Raw genomic sequence first — 14,782 nt, 5'->3', positions numbered from 1 at the left:
CGCTACGCTTATCCGACCTACGGTCCGGTATTCGGCTGGTAGCCCCGGTAAGCGTGAGCGCGACCGGGGAGAGCTCAATATTGTCGGATGGCGTTGCGCTTATCCGACCTTGCAAACACCGCGGTGGTCACTGCCGTTACAGCGTGACGCCGCTTTTAAAGATAGCCAGTTCGCGGAAATCATTGCGTTCGTTGCAGGTTTGCTTGCCGTTGGCGATATCAACGATCAGATCGACAAACTCCTCCAGCACCTGCGGCATCGCTTTCCCGTGAATCAACTGCCCGGCATCGAAATCAATCCAGTGCTTTTTCTTCGCCGCCAGCTCGCTGTTGGTAGCGATTTTTACCGTCGGTACGAAACCACCATAAGGGGTGCCGCGACCGGTACTGAACAGCACCATATGACAGCCGGCGCCCGCCAGCGCGCTGGTCGCCACCGCGTCGTTACCCGGAGCGCTCAACAGATTCAACCCGTGGACTTTCAACCGTTCGCCGTAGCGTAGAACGTCCACCACCTGGCTGGAACCGGCTTTCTGCGTGCAGCCAAGCGACTTATCTTCCAGCGTCGTGATACCGCCCGCTTTGTTGCCCGGCGACGGGTTCTCATAGATAGGCTGGTCGTGGGCGATAAAATACTGTTTAAAATCATTGACCATAGTGACCAGTTTGCCGAAGGTCTCTTCGTCGCGACAGTGGCTCATCAGTAGCTGCTCGGCGCCGAACATTTCCGGCACTTCGGTCAACACCGTGGTGCCGCCGTTCGCAATCAGATAGTCAGAAAAACGCCCCAGCATTGGGTTAGCGGTAATGCCGGACAGGCCGTCCGAGCCGCCACACTCAAGGCCAAACTTCAGTTCGCTCAGTTTACCCGCTTCGCGTTTATCATGGCGCATCACTTCATAGAGCTGATGAAGATGCTCAATTCCCGCTTCCACTTCATCTTCCTGATGTTGGCAAATCATGAAGTGCACGCGTTCCGGGTCAAAATCCCCCAGCGTTTCACGGAAGGCATCAACCTGGTTGTTCTCGCAACCAAGACCAATCACCAACACCGCCCCGGCATTCGGGTGGCGGACCATGTTTTGCAGCATGGTACGGGTGTTGATATGGTCATCTCCCAACTGCGAGCAGCCGTAGGTGTGGCTGAAAAGGAAGACGCCGTCGGTGCCTTCCGCGTCGTTGGTCTCTTTCAGGAAACGGTTCTGGATCTGCCGGGCGATGCCGTTAACACAGCCCACGGTCGGCAGGATCCATAATTCGTTACGCACGCCGACTTCACCGCTGGCGCGACGATAAATCTCAACGTCGCGATCCGCAGGCTGCGCCGGTTGTTCAACCAGGTCTGGTTGATAGCGATACGCGTCGAGATCGCTCAGATTGGTACGCGTATTGTGCGCATGAACATGCTCGCCCGGCGCGATATCCGCCAGCGCATGACCAATCGGCAACCCGTACTTAATGACGTTTTCACCTTTCGCAATGGCCCGCAGCGCGAACTTATGACCGCGGACAACATCCTGGCGGAGGGTGACGGTATCGTTATCAATCGTCACCACGGTTCCTGACGCCATATCCGCCAGCGCCACCGCGACGTTATCCTGCGAATGGATTTTAATGTATTGCATATCAACCGACCTCAGGCCTTAGTTCAATTCAATGGCGAAGTAATCACGCGCATTGTTAAAGCAGATGTTTTTCACCATCTCGCCCAGCAGCGCGATATCCGCAGGCGCTTCGCCAGCAGCCACCCAGCGGCCGATCATCTGGCACAAAATACGGCGGAAGTATTCGTGGCGGGTGTAGGAGAGGAAGCTGCGGCTGTCGGTCAGCATACCGACAAAGCGGCTCAGCAGACCAAGCTGCGCCAGCTGGGTCATCTGACGTTCCATGCCGTCTTTCTGATCGTTGAACCACCAGCCGGAACCGAACTGCATCTTGCCCGGCATGCCTTCGCCCTGGAAGTTACCGACCATGGTGCCCAGCACTTCGTTATCGCGTGGGTTCAGGCAGTACAGAATGGTTTTCGGCAGCAGGTTTTCTTCGTTCTGCTTGCTCAGCAGCTTTGATAGCTCTTCAGCCATCGGACGATCGTTGATGGAGTCGAAGCCAACATCCGGCCCTAACAGTTTGAACTGACGCAGGTTGTTGTTACGCAGCGCGCCGATGTGGTACTGCTGTACCCAGCCGCGGCGCGCGTATTCCGCACCGAGGAACACCAGCACCGCCGTTTTGAACTGCGCGACTTCATGCTCGCTGAGCGTTTCGCCCGCCACACGGCGCGCCAGAATGCTATCCAGTTCGCTATCAGTGGCTTCAGCGAACAGCACAACGTCCAGCGCGTGGTCGGAAACTTTACAGCCGTGAGCGGCAAAGTGATCCAGACGCTTAGTCAGCGCGCTTTGCAGATCGGCAAAACGGCGAATCTCGGTATCGGAGACTTCGCCAAGCTTGTTCATGTAATCGTTAAAAGTGGCCTGCTCGATATTGAACGCTTTATCCGGGCGCCAGCTCGGCAGTACCTTGATATCAAAGGTGCTATCTTTGGCGACCGCCGCGTGATGCTCCAGCGAATCAATCGGATCGTCGGTCGTCCCCACCATCTTCACATTCATCTGCTTCATGATTCCACGGGCAGAAAACGACTCCTGAGCCAGTAACTCATTACACCGATCCCAGATTTCATCCGCCGTGGCTGGCGACAGTAACTTACCTGTAATACCAAAAGGACGGCGCAGCTCTAAATGCGTCCAGTGGTATAGCGGGTTACCGATGGTATGAGGAACGGTCGCCGCCCAGGCGTCAAATTTCTCGCGATCGGAAGCATCGCCGGTACACAGGCGCTCCGCCACGCCGTTGGTACGCATCGCGCGCCATTTGTAATGGTCGCCTTTCAGCCAGATGTCATACAAGTTTTTAAAACGGTAATTTTCGGCAACCTGCTGCGGCGGAAGGTGGCAGTGGTAGTCGAAAATCGGCTGATCTTTGGCGTAATCGTGGTACAGACGGCGGGCAAACTCGGTATCAAGCAGAAAATCTTCGGTCATAAACGGTGTCATTGTCGTGTCCTCTTCGCCCCATCAAGGAGCCCATCAGATGATTGACTCTAATGCTGACAAAGTTATCACACCAATTTCTACAGGCCGAAGTATTTTTCGTGAGTTAGATCAATAAACGTCGACAAAAAAAGCACCACCAAAGGAGTAAACATCGCTGCAAGCCGCGCCAGAACTGGCTTTGATTGCCGCGAATAATGTCCCTACAAACTTTCCCACTTTTGTGACAGTACTCAACTTTTAAAGTTGTATGACAAGTTATCTTTCTGCCGTCGCAACATATAAACCGACGGAATGTATTACCGGTGTGAATGACATCGGCTTAAACGGTAGGGATGCCGGTTTCACTTTAACCACTGATGGCAAGGTTCAGTTCACGTCCTGAACCCTCCGTTTCCCCATCCTGCTCCTCTTAACGAGTGGAAAGATGGCCGCAGACGCTGCGGAGAGACAACAACGATGAGGTTTTACATGCGTAAAATTAAAGGGTTACGTTGGTATATGATCGCACTGGTGACGCTGGGCACCGTGCTGGGTTACCTGACTCGTAACACCGTAGCGGCGGCTGCGCCGACGCTGATGGAAGAGTTGCACATTTCAACCCAACAATATTCTTATATCATCGCCGCCTACTCCGCTGCATATACCGTTATGCAGCCGGTTGCCGGCTATGTGCTTGATGTGCTTGGCACCAAAATTGGCTACGCCTTCTTTGCTATCGCCTGGGCGGTATTCTGCGGTTCAACGGCGCTGGCAGGGAGCTGGGGCGGCCTGGCGCTGGCCCGCGGCGCGGTCGGCGCAGCGGAAGCGGCGATGATCCCAGCCGGTCTGAAAGCCAGTTCCGAATGGTTCCCGGCGAAAGAGCGTTCCATCGCCGTCGGCTACTTCAACGTCGGCTCTTCCATCGGCGCGATGATTGCTCCGCCGCTGGTGGTATGGGCGATTGTCATGCATAGCTGGCAGATGGCATTTATTATTTCCGGGGTTCTGAGCTTCGCCTGGGCGATGGCCTGGCTGATTTTCTACAAACACCCGCGCGATCAGAAAAAACTCACCGATGAAGAACGTGACTACATCATCGGCGGCCAGGAATCTCAGCATCAGACCAATAACGCGAAGAAAATGTCGCCGTGGCAGATCCTGCGTAACCGTCAGTTCTGGGGTATTGCGCTGCCGCGCTTCCTCGCAGAACCAGCCTGGGGTACCTTCAACGCCTGGATCCCGCTGTTCATGTTTAAAGTTTACGGCTTTAACCTGAAAGAGATCGCTATGTTCGCCTGGATGCCGATGCTGTTCGCCGACCTCGGCTGCATCGTCGGCGGCTACCTGCCGCCGCTGTTCCAGCGCTGGTTTGGCGTGAATCTTATCGTCTCACGTAAAATGGTCGTGACGATGGGCGCCCTGCTGATGATTGGTCCTGGCATGATTGGCCTGTTCACCAGCCCGTATGTGGCGATTGCGCTGCTGTGCGTCGGCGGTTTTGCTCACCAGGCCTTGTCCGGCGCGCTGATCACTCTCTCTTCCGACGTCTTTGGTCGTAACGAAGTGGCCACCGCCAACGGCCTGACCGGGATGGCGGCGTGGCTGGCCAGCACCATGTTCGCGCTGGTCGTCGGCGCGCTGGCGGATACCATCGGTTTCAGCCCGCTGTTCGCGGTGCTGGCGGTCTTCGACTTACTCGGCGCGCTGGTTATCTGGACGGTACTGAAAAACAAATCGGCCGACGATGACTCGACGCCGCTCAATACCACGAAACCGGTGACGCAAAGCTAGACTGCCAGATGATTTTGCACCGACTAAGCCGCCTTTTTGAGGCGGCTTTTTTTATGCCTTCCAGTGGTGGAAAGCGCGTAAAAGTGGTATAACAAATCGAATATTGTCGCCATCTTCCGGGAGCGAATATGGAAATCAGTGAACCGCGCCGTCTCTATCAGCAGCTTGCCGCTGAGCTAAAGACGCGTATCGAACAAGGCGTCTACCTTGTAGGGGATAAGCTGCCCGCAGAGCGCTTTATCGCCGATGAAAAAAGCGTCAGCCGCACCGTGGTTCGCGAAGCCATCATCATGCTGGAAGTCGAAGGCTATGTTGAAGTCCGCAAAGGCTCCGGCATCCACGTTATTTCCAACCACCCGAAATACCAACAGGTGGTGGATGAATCGCTGGAGTTCGCCAACTATGGTCCGTTTGAATTACTCCAGGCCCGTCAGTTAATTGAGAGCAATATCGCTGAATTCGCCGCGACTCAGGTGACCAAACAGGACATCATGAAGCTAATGGAAATTCAGGAGAAAGCCCGCAACGAGAAGTGCTTCCGCGATTCCGAATGGGACCTGCAGTTCCATGTCCAGGTCGCGCTGGCCACCCAGAACACCGCGCTTGCCGCCATCGTAGAGAAGATGTGGACCCAGCGTGTACATAACCCGTACTGGAAAAAACTACACGATCATATCGACCTGCGCACCGTCGACAACTGGTGCGACGATCATGACCAAATCCTCAAAGCGCTCATTCGTAAAGACCCTCACGCGGCGAAGCTGGCAATGTGGCAGCATCTGGAAAATACCAAGCTGATGCTGTTTAACGAAACCAGCGATGACTTTGAATTCAATGCCGATCGCTATCTGTTTGCCGAAAATCCGGTGGTTCATCTCGATACCGCGGCGAACGGGGCAAAATAACGTATTATCCCTTTCACGGGCAGAACCTCTTTTTCTGCCCGCAGACCCGACAGGGTAAGCAAAGCATATATAGTGTCAGCCTGTGTAAATCCTCTCGCTACTCATCCCCGCAACCCGCAAAATCAATCAGCAACAAACTGCAATTTCTATGACGTGAAGTCAGCTAGTTTGTTACAATTAGATGCATTTTACCGTTCTGCAGGTAAGTGTTTACTTACTGTTTAATCAAGGATTCGATCAGAACGTATTAACAGCGGCCATACTCTCATAATAATTTAGTCGCTATACCCGATGGCTAATGAATACACCGCGTTCAGACGTACCGTTAACCGATGTACCAGGAATCGTGAATGGAACTACTAACCCAATTACTGAATGCCTTATGGGCCCAGGATTACGAAACCCTCGCTAATCCCTCCATGATTGGCATGCTCTATTTTGTCTTATTTATGATTTTGTTCCTTGAGAACGGTTTACTGCCGGCGGCGTTTTTACCAGGCGACAGCCTGCTGGTGCTGGTCGGCGTTTTGATCGCCAAAGGGGCGATGGGCTTCCCGGAAACCTTACTGCTGCTGACGGCGGCGGCGAGCCTTGGTTGCTGGGTAAGCTATATCCAGGGCCGATGGCTGGGCAATACGCGGATCGTGCAAAACTGGCTCTCGCATTTACCCTCGCATTATCACCAGCGAGCCCATCACCTGTTCCACAAGCATGGGTTGTCAGCGCTGCTGATTGGCCGCTTTATCGCCTTCGTACGTACGCTGCTGCCAACAATTGCCGGTATCTCAGGTCTGAATAACGCGCGTTTCCAGTTCTTTAACTGGATGAGCGGCCTGCTGTGGGTGCTGATTCTTACCTCTCTCGGCTATCTGCTGGGTAAAACACCGGTGTTCCTGAAGTATGAAGATCAGCTGATGTCATGTCTGATGCTGCTACCGGTTGCGCTGCTGGTCTTTGGTCTGATCGGCTCCCTGGTTGTACTGTGGAAGAAAAAACACAGCAGTCGGAGCTGAGCATGGTCATCAAACGTCCTTCCTGGCGCCAGCTGCGGTGGCTGCTGGGCGGCTCACTGCTGCTTTGCGCCATCGTCTGGCTGTGGTTGACCGTCAGTCAGCATGAGTCCACCCTGGCCATCCGTCCCGTCAGCCAGGGCGTCGCTATGCCGGACGGTTTTTCCGTCTGGCATCATCTTGACGCCAACGGCATCCGTTTTAAGAGCATCACGCCGCAAAAAGACGGCCTGCTGATCAAATTCGACTCCAATGCTCAGGGCGCCGCGGCAAAAGAAGTATTGGGCCGAGCTCTGCCTCACGGTTATATTATTGCTCTGGTGGATGAAGAAAATTCGGCCACCGCCTGGTTATCCCGCCTGCGCGATGCTCCGCGCCGTTTGGGATAACGCGTCAAAAATTCCGAATCTTTTCGCACGGTTTGGTGAAGTCTCGCTTTCGTGTCTATTATTAACACTGCGGGAACCGCCTGGCTTGTAATGTTGACTGGATTGGGTATATCACCGATATCCCCTCACACAATGGAAGGTAGAATCCATGAATTACCGCATCGCACTATTACTGGCTCTGACCTCACTTAGCGCCAGCGCCTTCGCAGCCTCTCCTTGTCAGGAAAAAGAACAAAGCATCCAACGGGAGATCAGCTATGCCGAAAAACACCATAATCAGCATCGCATAGACGGCCTGAACAAAGCGCTGCAGGAAGTTCGCGCTAACTGCAGCGACAGCAAAGTCAGGGCTGAACATCAGCAGAAAATCGCTAAACAGAAGGCCGAAGTTGCCGAACGTCAGCGCGATCTGAGCGAGGCGAAGCAGAAAGGCGATGCAGACAAAATTAGCAAACGGGAACGCAAACTGGATGAAGCGCAGCAGGAACTGAAAGCGCTTGAGTCACGCGATTATTAATTGGTAAACGCTACAGGAGAACAAGATGGCTAAAGATAACGTTGCAGAAGATCTACGCGCTGAGCTGAAAAATCTGGCTGACACGCTGGAAGAAGTACTGAACTCCTCCACCGATAAATCGAAAGAAGAACTCGGCAAACTGCGTAGCAAAGCGGAAAGCGTACTGAAAGACAGCCGTGTGCGTCTCAGCGACACCAGCGATGCCATCGTCAAGCAGACGCGTGAAACCGCCGCTCGGGCCGATGAGTACGTCCGCGAAAATCCATGGACCGGCGTGGGCATTGGCGCAGCCGTCGGGCTGGTTGTCGGCGTACTGCTGTCGCGCCGTTAATTATGGCAAACTCTCAACACACGCAGGGCCCGGGACAGAGCGTATTCGGCATCGGCCAGCGGATTATCACGCTGCTGGTCGAAATGGTGGAAACGCGCTTGCGCCTGGTCGTCGTGGAGCTGGAAGAGGAGAAAGCGAACCTCTTCCAGCTGTTGCTGATGCTCGGGCTAACGCTGTTATTCGCCGCTTTTGGGCTGATGAGCCTGCTGGTGCTGATCATCTGGGCCGTCGATCCACAGTACCGCCTGCACGTGATGATCGCGACCACCAGCGTCCTGTTACTCGCCTCATTGATAGGGGGAATTTGGACCCTCAGGAAAGCTCGCCGCTCAACGTTTTTACGTCATACCCGCGACGAGCTGGCGAACGATCGCGCGCTGCTTGAGGACGATCGTCGATGAGCGGCCAACAGGAACGCGACCAGCGAAAAGCGCTGCTGCTGCGCCAAATCCAGCAACAGCGGCTGGATTTGGCCGCCAGCCATCGTCACTGGCTGGAAGCCACCTCGCCTATCGATCGCGGCTGGCAAACGCTGAAACATCTGCGTTCATGGGCGATGGTCGGCAGCGGGGTGATGGCTATCTGGTCAGTACGCCATCCGCGCTTTTTAATCCGCTGGGGCAAACGCGGCCTCGGCATCTGGAGCACCTGGCGGATGGTCAAAGAGATTCTGCGCCAGTCCGCATCGCGTTAATTGCTCGCTCAGTGCGCCAGCGCGCTGAGCTCTTGTTCGCTTAAACCGGTGGTTTTACTGACCAGCGCGCTATCAACGCCGTTACGAAGCATCGCAAGAGCTATTTTACGCGTCGCCTGACGTTCGCCTTCTTCTCTACCTTCTTCACGCCCCTCTTCACGACCCTGTTTTCTTCCCTTCGTGCGCCCACGCTCTTCAAACCATTCTGCTAATGTCATCAGCTGCTCCTTATGTTCAGGCATTCCCTGCGCCAGTTGACGAAAAAATCTGCCAGGGCTGGTCAAATGGCCGGAACGGGCAAGGATAAGGTGCCTCTGGTGATAAAACAACCGATAGCCACGTACGCTGCGAGGCGCCTCGGAAAATATTTTCACCGATCGCACCAATTGCTCAGAAACTTTGAAAAAGAACTACAGTTTTCCTTGCTAACAATCCCCTCTCAAGCTCGCTAATATCCTCTCCATCGACAGCAAGCCCGCGTAACCACGCAGGATTGCACTAAAAAACGAAATCGCCGCCCTTTGGGTTTTCTGGAGTAAGAAATGAAAAAATTAGAAGATGTTGGTGTATTGGTAGCGCGTATTCTGATGCCGATTCTGTTCATTACCGCTGGTTGGGGAAAAATCACCGGGTATGCAGGTACGCAGCAGTATATGGAAGCAATGGGTGTTCCGGGAGCGCTGCTGCCGCTGACTATTCTGCTTGAGTTTGGCGGCGGTCTGGCGATTCTGTTCGGTTTCCTGACTCGCACTACCGCGCTGTTCACCGCAGGCTTCACCCTGCTGACCGCGTTCCTGTTCCACAGCAACTTTGCTGAAGGCGTGAACTCGCTGATGTTCATGAAAAACCTGACCATCGCTGGTGGTTATCTGCTGCTGGCCGTGACAGGTCCGGGCGCATTCAGCATCGACCGCGTGCTGAATAAAAAGTGGTAAGCGCACTATACTGAGTAAAAATCTAAAAAAGCGAGGGGCTATCTCCTCGCTTTTGCTATCTGAAGGAGGAAGTAATGGGACAATTAGTCGACGGCGTCTGGCAAGATACCTGGTATGACACCAAATCCACCGGAGGACGGTTCAAGCGTTCCGTTTCAGCCTTCCGCAACTGGCTCACCGCCGATGGCGCGCCGGGCCCTGCGGGCGAAGGTGGCTTCGCCGCAGAGAAAGACCGCTATCACCTGTACGTTTCACTGGCCTGCCCGTGGGCGCATCGCACCCTGATTCTGCGCAAGTTAAAAGGATTAGAACCCTTTATATCCGTCTCAGTGGTGAATCCCCTGATGCTGGAAAACGGCTGGACCTTCGCCGACGATTTCCCCGATGCGACCGGCGACCAGCTCTATCATCATCAGTTCCTCTATCAGCTTTATCTGCAGGCCGATCCGCATTACACCGGCCGGGTGACCGTTCCGGTGCTGTGGGATAAAAAACAACAGACCATCGTCAGCAATGAGTCGGCTGAAATCATCCGCATGTTCAATACCGCGTTTGATGGCCTGGGCGCGCGCGCGGGCGACTATTATCCGCCGGCGTTGCGAGAAAAGATCGACGATCTGAATAGCTGGATCTACGACAACGTTAACAACGGGGTGTATAAAGCCGGTTTCGCCACCAGCCAGCAGGCCTATGACGAAGCCGTAGACGCGCTGTTTACCTCGCTCGAACGCCTTGAGCAGATCCTCGGTCAGCACCGCTACCTGACCGGAAACCAGTTAACGGAAGCGGATATCCGCCTGTGGACAACGCTGGTTCGTTTCGACCCGGTGTATGTCACCCACTTTAAATGCGATAAGCGCCGCATCAGCGACTATCTCAACCTGTACGGTTTCCTGCGCGATATCTACCAGATGCCGGGGATTGCGGAAACGGTGAATTTCCCGCATATCCGCAATCACTATTATCGCAGCCACAAAACCATCAACCCGACGGGGATCATCTCCGTGGGTCCGCAGCAGGATCTCAACGAACCGCACGGACGGGATCGCTTTTCCCGCTGATCGATAAGGCGCCGAAAGGCGCCTTTTATTCAGATAACGGATATTTACCAGTTTGATATTCACGCCTATGATTATTTTGATCGCTTTAAAAACAAGTGATTAATGGTTAACTAAGGCGTGAGAAAATGGACTGGTATCTAAAAGTATTACGAAACTATATTGGCTTTGGCGGTCGCGCCCGGCGCAAAGAGTACTGGATGTTTATTCTGGTCAACATCATTCTCACCGCAGTGCTCAGCATCATTGATAAGATGCTCGGCTGGCAGCGTGCTGGGGGTGAAGGCATCCTGACGACCATTTACGGCGTGCTGGTTTTTTTACCCTGGTGGGCGGTGCAGTTTCGTCGCCTGCATGACACCGACCGCTCGGCGTGGTGGCTACTGCTGCTGCTGATCCCGGTCATCGGCTGGCTGGTGATTTTGATTTTCAATTGCCAGAACGGCACGCCCGGCGACAATCGCTTTGGGCCAAATCCAAAACCCTACTCCTACTGATTTACGCGCTCCTCGCGGCGGAGGAGCGCATCTTCCCGTTATCTGCCGGCGAACAGTTTCGGGATCTCCCGTAGACACCACGATTTGGCTTCGCCCATGCTGTCACGGCGCCAGGCCATAATAATATCAATTTCGTTGGTGTATTCAGGACTCACAACCCGCAGGCGCCCTTCGGCAATATCTTTCTCAACCAACGGATAAGGCATGGTTGCAACCCCTAGCCCCGCCAGCAGCGCCTGGCGTTTATCTTCAATGGTGCTGACGGTTAAACGCGGCTGTTTATCCAGCAGTTGCACCGTCAGCACCGGGCGCTCGCGCGCGGTATCCGCCACCGCGACGCCACGATATTTCACCCGCGTCACCTCGGAAAGCGGTTCTGGCTCTTGATGAATCGGGTGATCCGGCGCGGCGACGTAAACGCTTAACACCGAATAGAGCTTACGTGAGTTAATTTCTGACGATGAACGAAAATGCATATCCGGCGCGACGACGATATCAGCACGCCCCTGCTCCAGCCGCTCCCAGGCGCCGGCCAGCACTTCGGTAATAATCGACAGCTGGGTATTGGATTTGGTCGCCAGCTTCTCAATCAGCGGAAACAGATCGGTGGTCGGAACCAAGGCTTCGGTGACGATGGTCAGGTGAGTTTCCCAGCCGCGCGACAGCGCTTCGGCGTCGGTAGTCAGCTTGTCCGCCGCTTCCAGCAGCACGCGCCCGCGTTCCAGCAGCATGCGGCCAACGTTCGTAAATTTTGTGCGATGGCCAGAACGGTCAAACAGCACCACATCCAGTTCTTCTTCCAGTTTTTGCATGGTGTAGCTTAGGGCCGAAGGCACGCGCCCCAGCTCGTCAGCCGCAGCGGCAAAGCTCCCGCGTCGGTCTATCGCATCCATTACGCGTAACGCTTCCAGCGTTAATGCTCTCTCTTTCGCCATTTCGCTCTCATTCAGGAATTTTGAACATACCGGGCAGAATATCTGGCTAACAATACAGCGTCCATACCTTTACCATTGATTTAGTGTAAAGAGAGGTCAAGAAAATGATTACAACCCGAACAGCCAAACAATGCGGTCAAGCAGACTTCGGCTGGCTGCAGGCCCGCTACACCTTTTCCTTTGGCCACTACTTCGACCCTAAATTGCTGGGTTACGCCTCGCTGCGCGTACTCAATCAAGAAGTGCTGGCGCCGGGCGCGTCATTTCAGCCGCGTACCTATCCAAAGGTCGATATCCTGAATCTGATTCTGGAAGGTGAAGCGGAATACCGCGATAGCGACGGCAACCACGTACAGGCAAAGGCTGGTGAAGCCTTGCTGCTCTCCACCCAACCGGGGGTCAGCTACAGTGAGCATAATCTCAGTAAAGAGCAGTCGTTGACGCGCATGCAGCTGTGGCTCGACGCCTGCCCGGAACGCGAAAATCCGCTGGTGCAGAAACTCGCGGTTAGCGACTCGTCAATCCAGTTACTGGCTTCACCGGATGGCAGCGGTGACAGTGTACAGCTGCGCCAACAGGTATGGATCCATCATCTGCAGCTGGCGAAGGGTGAAGAGATTAGCGTTCAACTGCACGGCCCGCGCGCCTATCTGCAGTCGATTCACGGTACGGTACATGCCGTGGCAAAAAAGGAAGAGAAACAGGCATTAACCTGCGGTGATGGCGCTTTTATTCGTGACGAAGCTAACATTACCCTCGTCGCCGATACGCCGCTGCGCGCTTTGCTGATAGATTTACCGGTGTAACAAGGAAGCCGGGAGTTTGTGAGTGAGCAAGAAAAAGAGCAAAAAGGCGCAACCGTTAGACCAGCCAGTCGCTGTGGAAACCATGAGCCCAATCGGCTTTGGCTATGAAGAGATGCTGAGTGAACTGGAAGCCATCGTGGAAGATGCGCAAACGCGGTTGCAGGACGAAGATAACGCCGCCTGATGAAAATCGGCCCCATAACGGGGCCGACTTTATTACTCGCTCAATGCCTGAGAGAGATCTTTTTTCACCTGAGTACGCTGTTCCGGCGTCAGAACCTGATTTACACCGAAATAGTACTTCACGCGATAATAGCGCACCTGCTGTTCAACCTTGCCAAAGGCCGCCAGCTGATCTTTCACCGCTTTCTCATTCCACTTACCGGAATCGATCACGTCAAATAAAACGCCATCTTTAATATCTTTCTGCGAAACCTGCTGGACGTTCTTTTCCATTTCCTGATGCAGGCTCTTAATTTTAGCGACCTGATCCTGGCTCAATTTTAAATGCTGAACGATAGGATCCTGAGCCGGCGCCGGAGCGGCGTTAACCTCAGCAGCCTGTGCCGCCATGGAGAATCCCGCGGCTACAGCCGTCATTAATACCATCCGAGAAAGTTTGTTCATCTTGTTATCCTGAATAAGTACGTAGTGATAAGACGCTCTATTATTCCCTGAACAATAATGACGATGTGTAAAAAAGCATGTTCACCAGTGTAAATATTCAGATAATACATTCACCAAATGAATTATATGAAATATAAAATTCTTCTTGCTTATTGAACACGCACTAAATCCGGCGACGTTAAATTAATATCCATGCGCGGCGCAGCCAGCATAATTTTATTTTCATCGAGCGCATTTTTGATATTTTCCAGAAAATCAAAATAGGTATCCCAATACTCCGCATTTTTTACCCATACGCGAATGGTAAAATTAAGCGAACCAGGAGCCAACTCGATCAGGCGAACCGTGGTACCGCGAGAACGATCGATGCGCTTTTCATTATCGATAAGCGTCTGGATCACCTGTTTAACGTGTGATATTTGGCTATGACATGCCACCCCAAGCGTGAGATCGATGCGGCGATAGGGATGGCGGGAATAGTTAACGATGCTATCGGCAATAATTTTCCCGTTCGGGATAATGACTTCTTTATTATCCACAGTCAGCAGTGTGGTGGAAAAAACATGTACCGATTGTACCAGACCGGATACCGCCCCCACCTGCACAAAGTTACCCGCGCGGAAGGGGCGTAACGTCACCAGCAATACGCCTGCGGCAAAATTTGACAGCGAGCCCTGCAGCGCCAGGCCAATGGCCAGACCTGCCGCGCCAAGGACGGCGATAATGGATGAGGTTTCAATCCCTACCCGGCCTAACGCGGCGATAATCGCAAAAGCCATGGTGATATAGCGCACCAGCGCGGCGAAGAAGTGGACGATTGTCGCATCTACGTTGCGTCGCAGCAGAATTTTCTCGAGAGTTTTGCCGAGTAATTTCGAAATCAGCTTACCAACAAACAAAATGATTAGCGCCGCCGCGATATTCCACGCAAACTGCATAATTGTATCGCCATGGCCGACAAGCCAGGCGAGCGCCGCTTTGATTTGGGGGAATAACACTACATTTTTCACGTCCACCGCCCTGTCTGGATAATACCTAAAACCTGCTATCCATTAAGCTGAATGATGACCGCTGCAAATGAGGGATTGAGATTAATGAATAGAAGATACATTTTCAAAGCGTGACAGTATCAACGAGCGCGGCCTGCAATGCAGCCAGAAAGCTGTTTAAAAGTGGACAGTCATTCATCTTTGTTCCACCCTCCGGATAGCAAAAACCCCGCCGGAGCGGGGTTTTTACATTGAAGAGGTGAA

The 14,782-nt window shown here is 53.6% G+C and carries 19 protein-coding genes; 13 read left to right on the top strand and 6 right to left on the bottom strand.

The features are described 5' to 3' along the window. Positions 1-136: 136 nt before the first annotated feature. Positions 137-1,624, bottom strand: coding sequence for an altronate dehydratase family protein (locus ABLV17_RS13480; RefSeq protein ID WP_113373121.1), 1,488 nt, complete (start codon positions 1,622-1,624; stop codon positions 137-139). An 18-nt stretch (positions 1,625-1,642) separates the two neighbouring features. Next, the gene (uxaC, locus tag ABLV17_RS13475; protein ID WP_113373122.1) at positions 1,643-3,055 is read right to left on the bottom strand and encodes a glucuronate isomerase; all 1,413 of its coding nucleotides are present in this window, start codon (positions 3,053-3,055) and stop codon (positions 1,643-1,645) included. Between the two features lie 468 nt (positions 3,056-3,523). Here uxaC and ABLV17_RS13470 point away from each other — a divergent pair, with 468 nt between their 5' ends. From ABLV17_RS13470 to ABLV17_RS13435, 8 genes are all read left to right on the top strand, one after another. Further along, positions 3,524-4,825: an MFS transporter gene (locus tag ABLV17_RS13470; RefSeq protein ID WP_045394906.1), complete on the top strand. Its 1,302-nt coding sequence runs from the start codon at positions 3,524-3,526 to the stop codon at positions 4,823-4,825. Positions 4,826-4,953: 128 nt separating this feature from the next. After that, positions 4,954-5,730 carry a transcriptional regulator ExuR gene (gene exuR / locus ABLV17_RS13465; RefSeq protein ID WP_015369577.1) on the top strand — a complete coding sequence of 259 codons (777 nt, stop codon included), beginning with the start codon at positions 4,954-4,956 and terminating at the stop codon, positions 5,728-5,730. Positions 5,731-6,080: 350 nt separating this feature from the next. Further along, positions 6,081-6,743 carry a DedA family general envelope maintenance protein YqjA gene (gene yqjA / locus ABLV17_RS13460; RefSeq protein WP_015369576.1) on the top strand — a complete coding sequence of 221 codons (663 nt, stop codon included), beginning with the start codon at positions 6,081-6,083 and terminating at the stop codon, positions 6,741-6,743. An 8-nt stretch (positions 6,744-6,751) separates the two neighbouring features. Continuing rightward, positions 6,752-7,129: an EnvZ/OmpR regulon moderator MzrA gene (gene mzrA, locus ABLV17_RS13455; RefSeq protein WP_162750128.1), complete on the top strand. Its 378-nt coding sequence runs from the start codon at positions 6,752-6,754 to the stop codon at positions 7,127-7,129. 148 nt (positions 7,130-7,277) lie between these two features. Further along, entirely contained in the window at positions 7,278-7,646 is a 369-nt protein-coding gene (locus tag ABLV17_RS13450; RefSeq protein ID WP_047044796.1) for a DUF1090 domain-containing protein, read from the top strand. 25 nt (positions 7,647-7,671) lie between these two features. Then, entirely contained in the window at positions 7,672-7,977 is a 306-nt protein-coding gene (locus tag ABLV17_RS13445) for a YqjD family protein (RefSeq protein ID WP_015369573.1), read from the top strand. A 2-nt stretch (positions 7,978-7,979) separates the two neighbouring features. Then, entirely contained in the window at positions 7,980-8,378 is a 399-nt protein-coding gene (locus tag ABLV17_RS13440; RefSeq protein ID WP_015369572.1) for a phage holin family protein, read from the top strand. Further along, a complete protein-coding gene (locus ABLV17_RS13435; protein ID WP_213316660.1) occupies positions 8,375-8,671 on the top strand; it encodes a YqjK-like family protein in 297 nt (98 codons plus the stop codon). Before ABLV17_RS13440 ends, ABLV17_RS13435 begins: the two co-directional genes overlap by 4 nt. An 8-nt stretch (positions 8,672-8,679) precedes the next feature. Here ABLV17_RS13435 and ABLV17_RS13430 read toward each other — a convergent pair whose 3' ends face one another. Then, positions 8,680-8,889 carry a hypothetical protein gene (locus ABLV17_RS13430; RefSeq protein ID WP_032715873.1) on the bottom strand — a complete coding sequence of 70 codons (210 nt, stop codon included), beginning with the start codon at positions 8,887-8,889 and terminating at the stop codon, positions 8,680-8,682. Positions 8,890-9,213: 324 nt separating this feature from the next. Between ABLV17_RS13430 and ABLV17_RS13425 the strand changes: the two genes are divergently transcribed. From ABLV17_RS13425 to ABLV17_RS13415, 3 genes are all read left to right on the top strand, one after another. Then, positions 9,214-9,606 carry a DoxX family protein gene (locus ABLV17_RS13425; protein WP_015703571.1) on the top strand — a complete coding sequence of 131 codons (393 nt, stop codon included), beginning with the start codon at positions 9,214-9,216 and terminating at the stop codon, positions 9,604-9,606. A 74-nt stretch (positions 9,607-9,680) separates the two neighbouring features. Beyond that, the gene (locus ABLV17_RS13420; RefSeq protein WP_020077868.1) at positions 9,681-10,667 is read left to right on the top strand and encodes a glutathione S-transferase family protein; all 987 of its coding nucleotides are present in this window, start codon (positions 9,681-9,683) and stop codon (positions 10,665-10,667) included. A gap of 125 nt (positions 10,668-10,792) precedes the next feature. Then, a complete protein-coding gene (locus ABLV17_RS13415; protein WP_087859895.1) occupies positions 10,793-11,161 on the top strand; it encodes a DUF805 domain-containing protein in 369 nt (122 codons plus the stop codon). 38 nt (positions 11,162-11,199) lie between these two features. On the opposite strand, the gene ABLV17_RS13410 is transcribed toward ABLV17_RS13415, so the two are convergent. Beyond that, positions 11,200-12,096 (bottom strand): LysR family transcriptional regulator, encoded by an 897-nt coding sequence (locus ABLV17_RS13410; protein WP_045377888.1) that lies wholly within the window; start codon positions 12,094-12,096, stop codon positions 11,200-11,202. 104 nt (positions 12,097-12,200) lie between these two features. On the opposite strand from ABLV17_RS13410, the gene ABLV17_RS13405 reads away from it, so the two are divergent. Then, complete coding sequence (locus ABLV17_RS13405) at positions 12,201-12,902, top strand: pirin family protein (RefSeq protein WP_087859896.1); 702 nt, start codon at positions 12,201-12,203, stop codon at positions 12,900-12,902. A gap of 22 nt (positions 12,903-12,924) precedes the next feature. After that, a complete protein-coding gene (locus ABLV17_RS13400; protein ID WP_087859897.1) occupies positions 12,925-13,086 on the top strand; it encodes a hypothetical protein in 162 nt (53 codons plus the stop codon). Between the two features lie 32 nt (positions 13,087-13,118). Here the strand turns inward: ABLV17_RS13400 and ABLV17_RS13395 are convergent, their stop codons facing one another. Then, positions 13,119-13,529 carry a hypothetical protein gene (locus tag ABLV17_RS13395; RefSeq protein ID WP_113373124.1) on the bottom strand — a complete coding sequence of 137 codons (411 nt, stop codon included), beginning with the start codon at positions 13,527-13,529 and terminating at the stop codon, positions 13,119-13,121. 149 nt (positions 13,530-13,678) lie between these two features. Continuing rightward, a complete protein-coding gene (locus ABLV17_RS13390) occupies positions 13,679-14,539 on the bottom strand; it encodes a mechanosensitive ion channel domain-containing protein (protein WP_308958045.1) in 861 nt (286 codons plus the stop codon). Positions 14,540-14,782 lie beyond the last annotated feature (243 nt).

The organism is Klebsiella sp. CN_Kp091, assembly GCF_040065095.1.
In the GTDB taxonomy this organism is placed as follows: domain Bacteria; phylum Pseudomonadota; class Gammaproteobacteria; order Enterobacterales; family Enterobacteriaceae; genus Klebsiella; species Klebsiella aerogenes.
Note: the sequence above shows the minus strand (reverse complement) of the source record. Positions and strands in the feature narration are given on the sequence as shown.

Bases quoted from the DNA above. Each gene is read 5' to 3' on its own strand.
- ABLV17_RS13395 (WP_113373124.1), bottom strand. From the start codon at position 13,529: ATGAACAAACTTTCTCGGATGGTATTAATGACGGCTGTAGCCGCGGGA.
- ABLV17_RS13445 (WP_015369573.1), top strand. From the start codon at position 7,672: ATGGCTAAAGATAACGTTGCAGAAGATCTACGCGCTGAGCTGAAAAAT.
- ABLV17_RS13420 (WP_020077868.1), top strand. From the start codon at position 9,681: ATGGGACAATTAGTCGACGGCGTCTGGCAAGATACCTGGTATGACACC.
- yqjA (WP_015369576.1), top strand. From the start codon at position 6,081: ATGGAACTACTAACCCAATTACTGAATGCCTTATGGGCCCAGGATTAC.
- exuR (WP_015369577.1), top strand. From the start codon at position 4,954: ATGGAAATCAGTGAACCGCGCCGTCTCTATCAGCAGCTTGCCGCTGAG.
- uxaC (WP_113373122.1), bottom strand. From the start codon at position 3,055: ATGACACCGTTTATGACCGAAGATTTTCTGCTTGATACCGAGTTTGCC.
- ABLV17_RS13470 (WP_045394906.1), top strand. From the start codon at position 3,524: ATGCGTAAAATTAAAGGGTTACGTTGGTATATGATCGCACTGGTGACG.
- ABLV17_RS13415 (WP_087859895.1), top strand. From the start codon at position 10,793: ATGGACTGGTATCTAAAAGTATTACGAAACTATATTGGCTTTGGCGGT.
- ABLV17_RS13410 (WP_045377888.1), bottom strand. From the start codon at position 12,096: ATGGCGAAAGAGAGAGCATTAACGCTGGAAGCGTTACGCGTAATGGAT.
- ABLV17_RS13450 (WP_047044796.1), top strand. From the start codon at position 7,278: ATGAATTACCGCATCGCACTATTACTGGCTCTGACCTCACTTAGCGCC.
- ABLV17_RS13405 (WP_087859896.1), top strand. From the start codon at position 12,201: ATGATTACAACCCGAACAGCCAAACAATGCGGTCAAGCAGACTTCGGC.
- ABLV17_RS13435 (WP_213316660.1), top strand. From the start codon at position 8,375: ATGAGCGGCCAACAGGAACGCGACCAGCGAAAAGCGCTGCTGCTGCGC.
- ABLV17_RS13425 (WP_015703571.1), top strand. From the start codon at position 9,214: ATGAAAAAATTAGAAGATGTTGGTGTATTGGTAGCGCGTATTCTGATG.
- ABLV17_RS13480 (WP_113373121.1), bottom strand. From the start codon at position 1,624: ATGCAATACATTAAAATCCATTCGCAGGATAACGTCGCGGTGGCGCTG.
- ABLV17_RS13440 (WP_015369572.1), top strand. From the start codon at position 7,980: ATGGCAAACTCTCAACACACGCAGGGCCCGGGACAGAGCGTATTCGGC.
- ABLV17_RS13430 (WP_032715873.1), bottom strand. From the start codon at position 8,889: ATGACATTAGCAGAATGGTTTGAAGAGCGTGGGCGCACGAAGGGAAGA.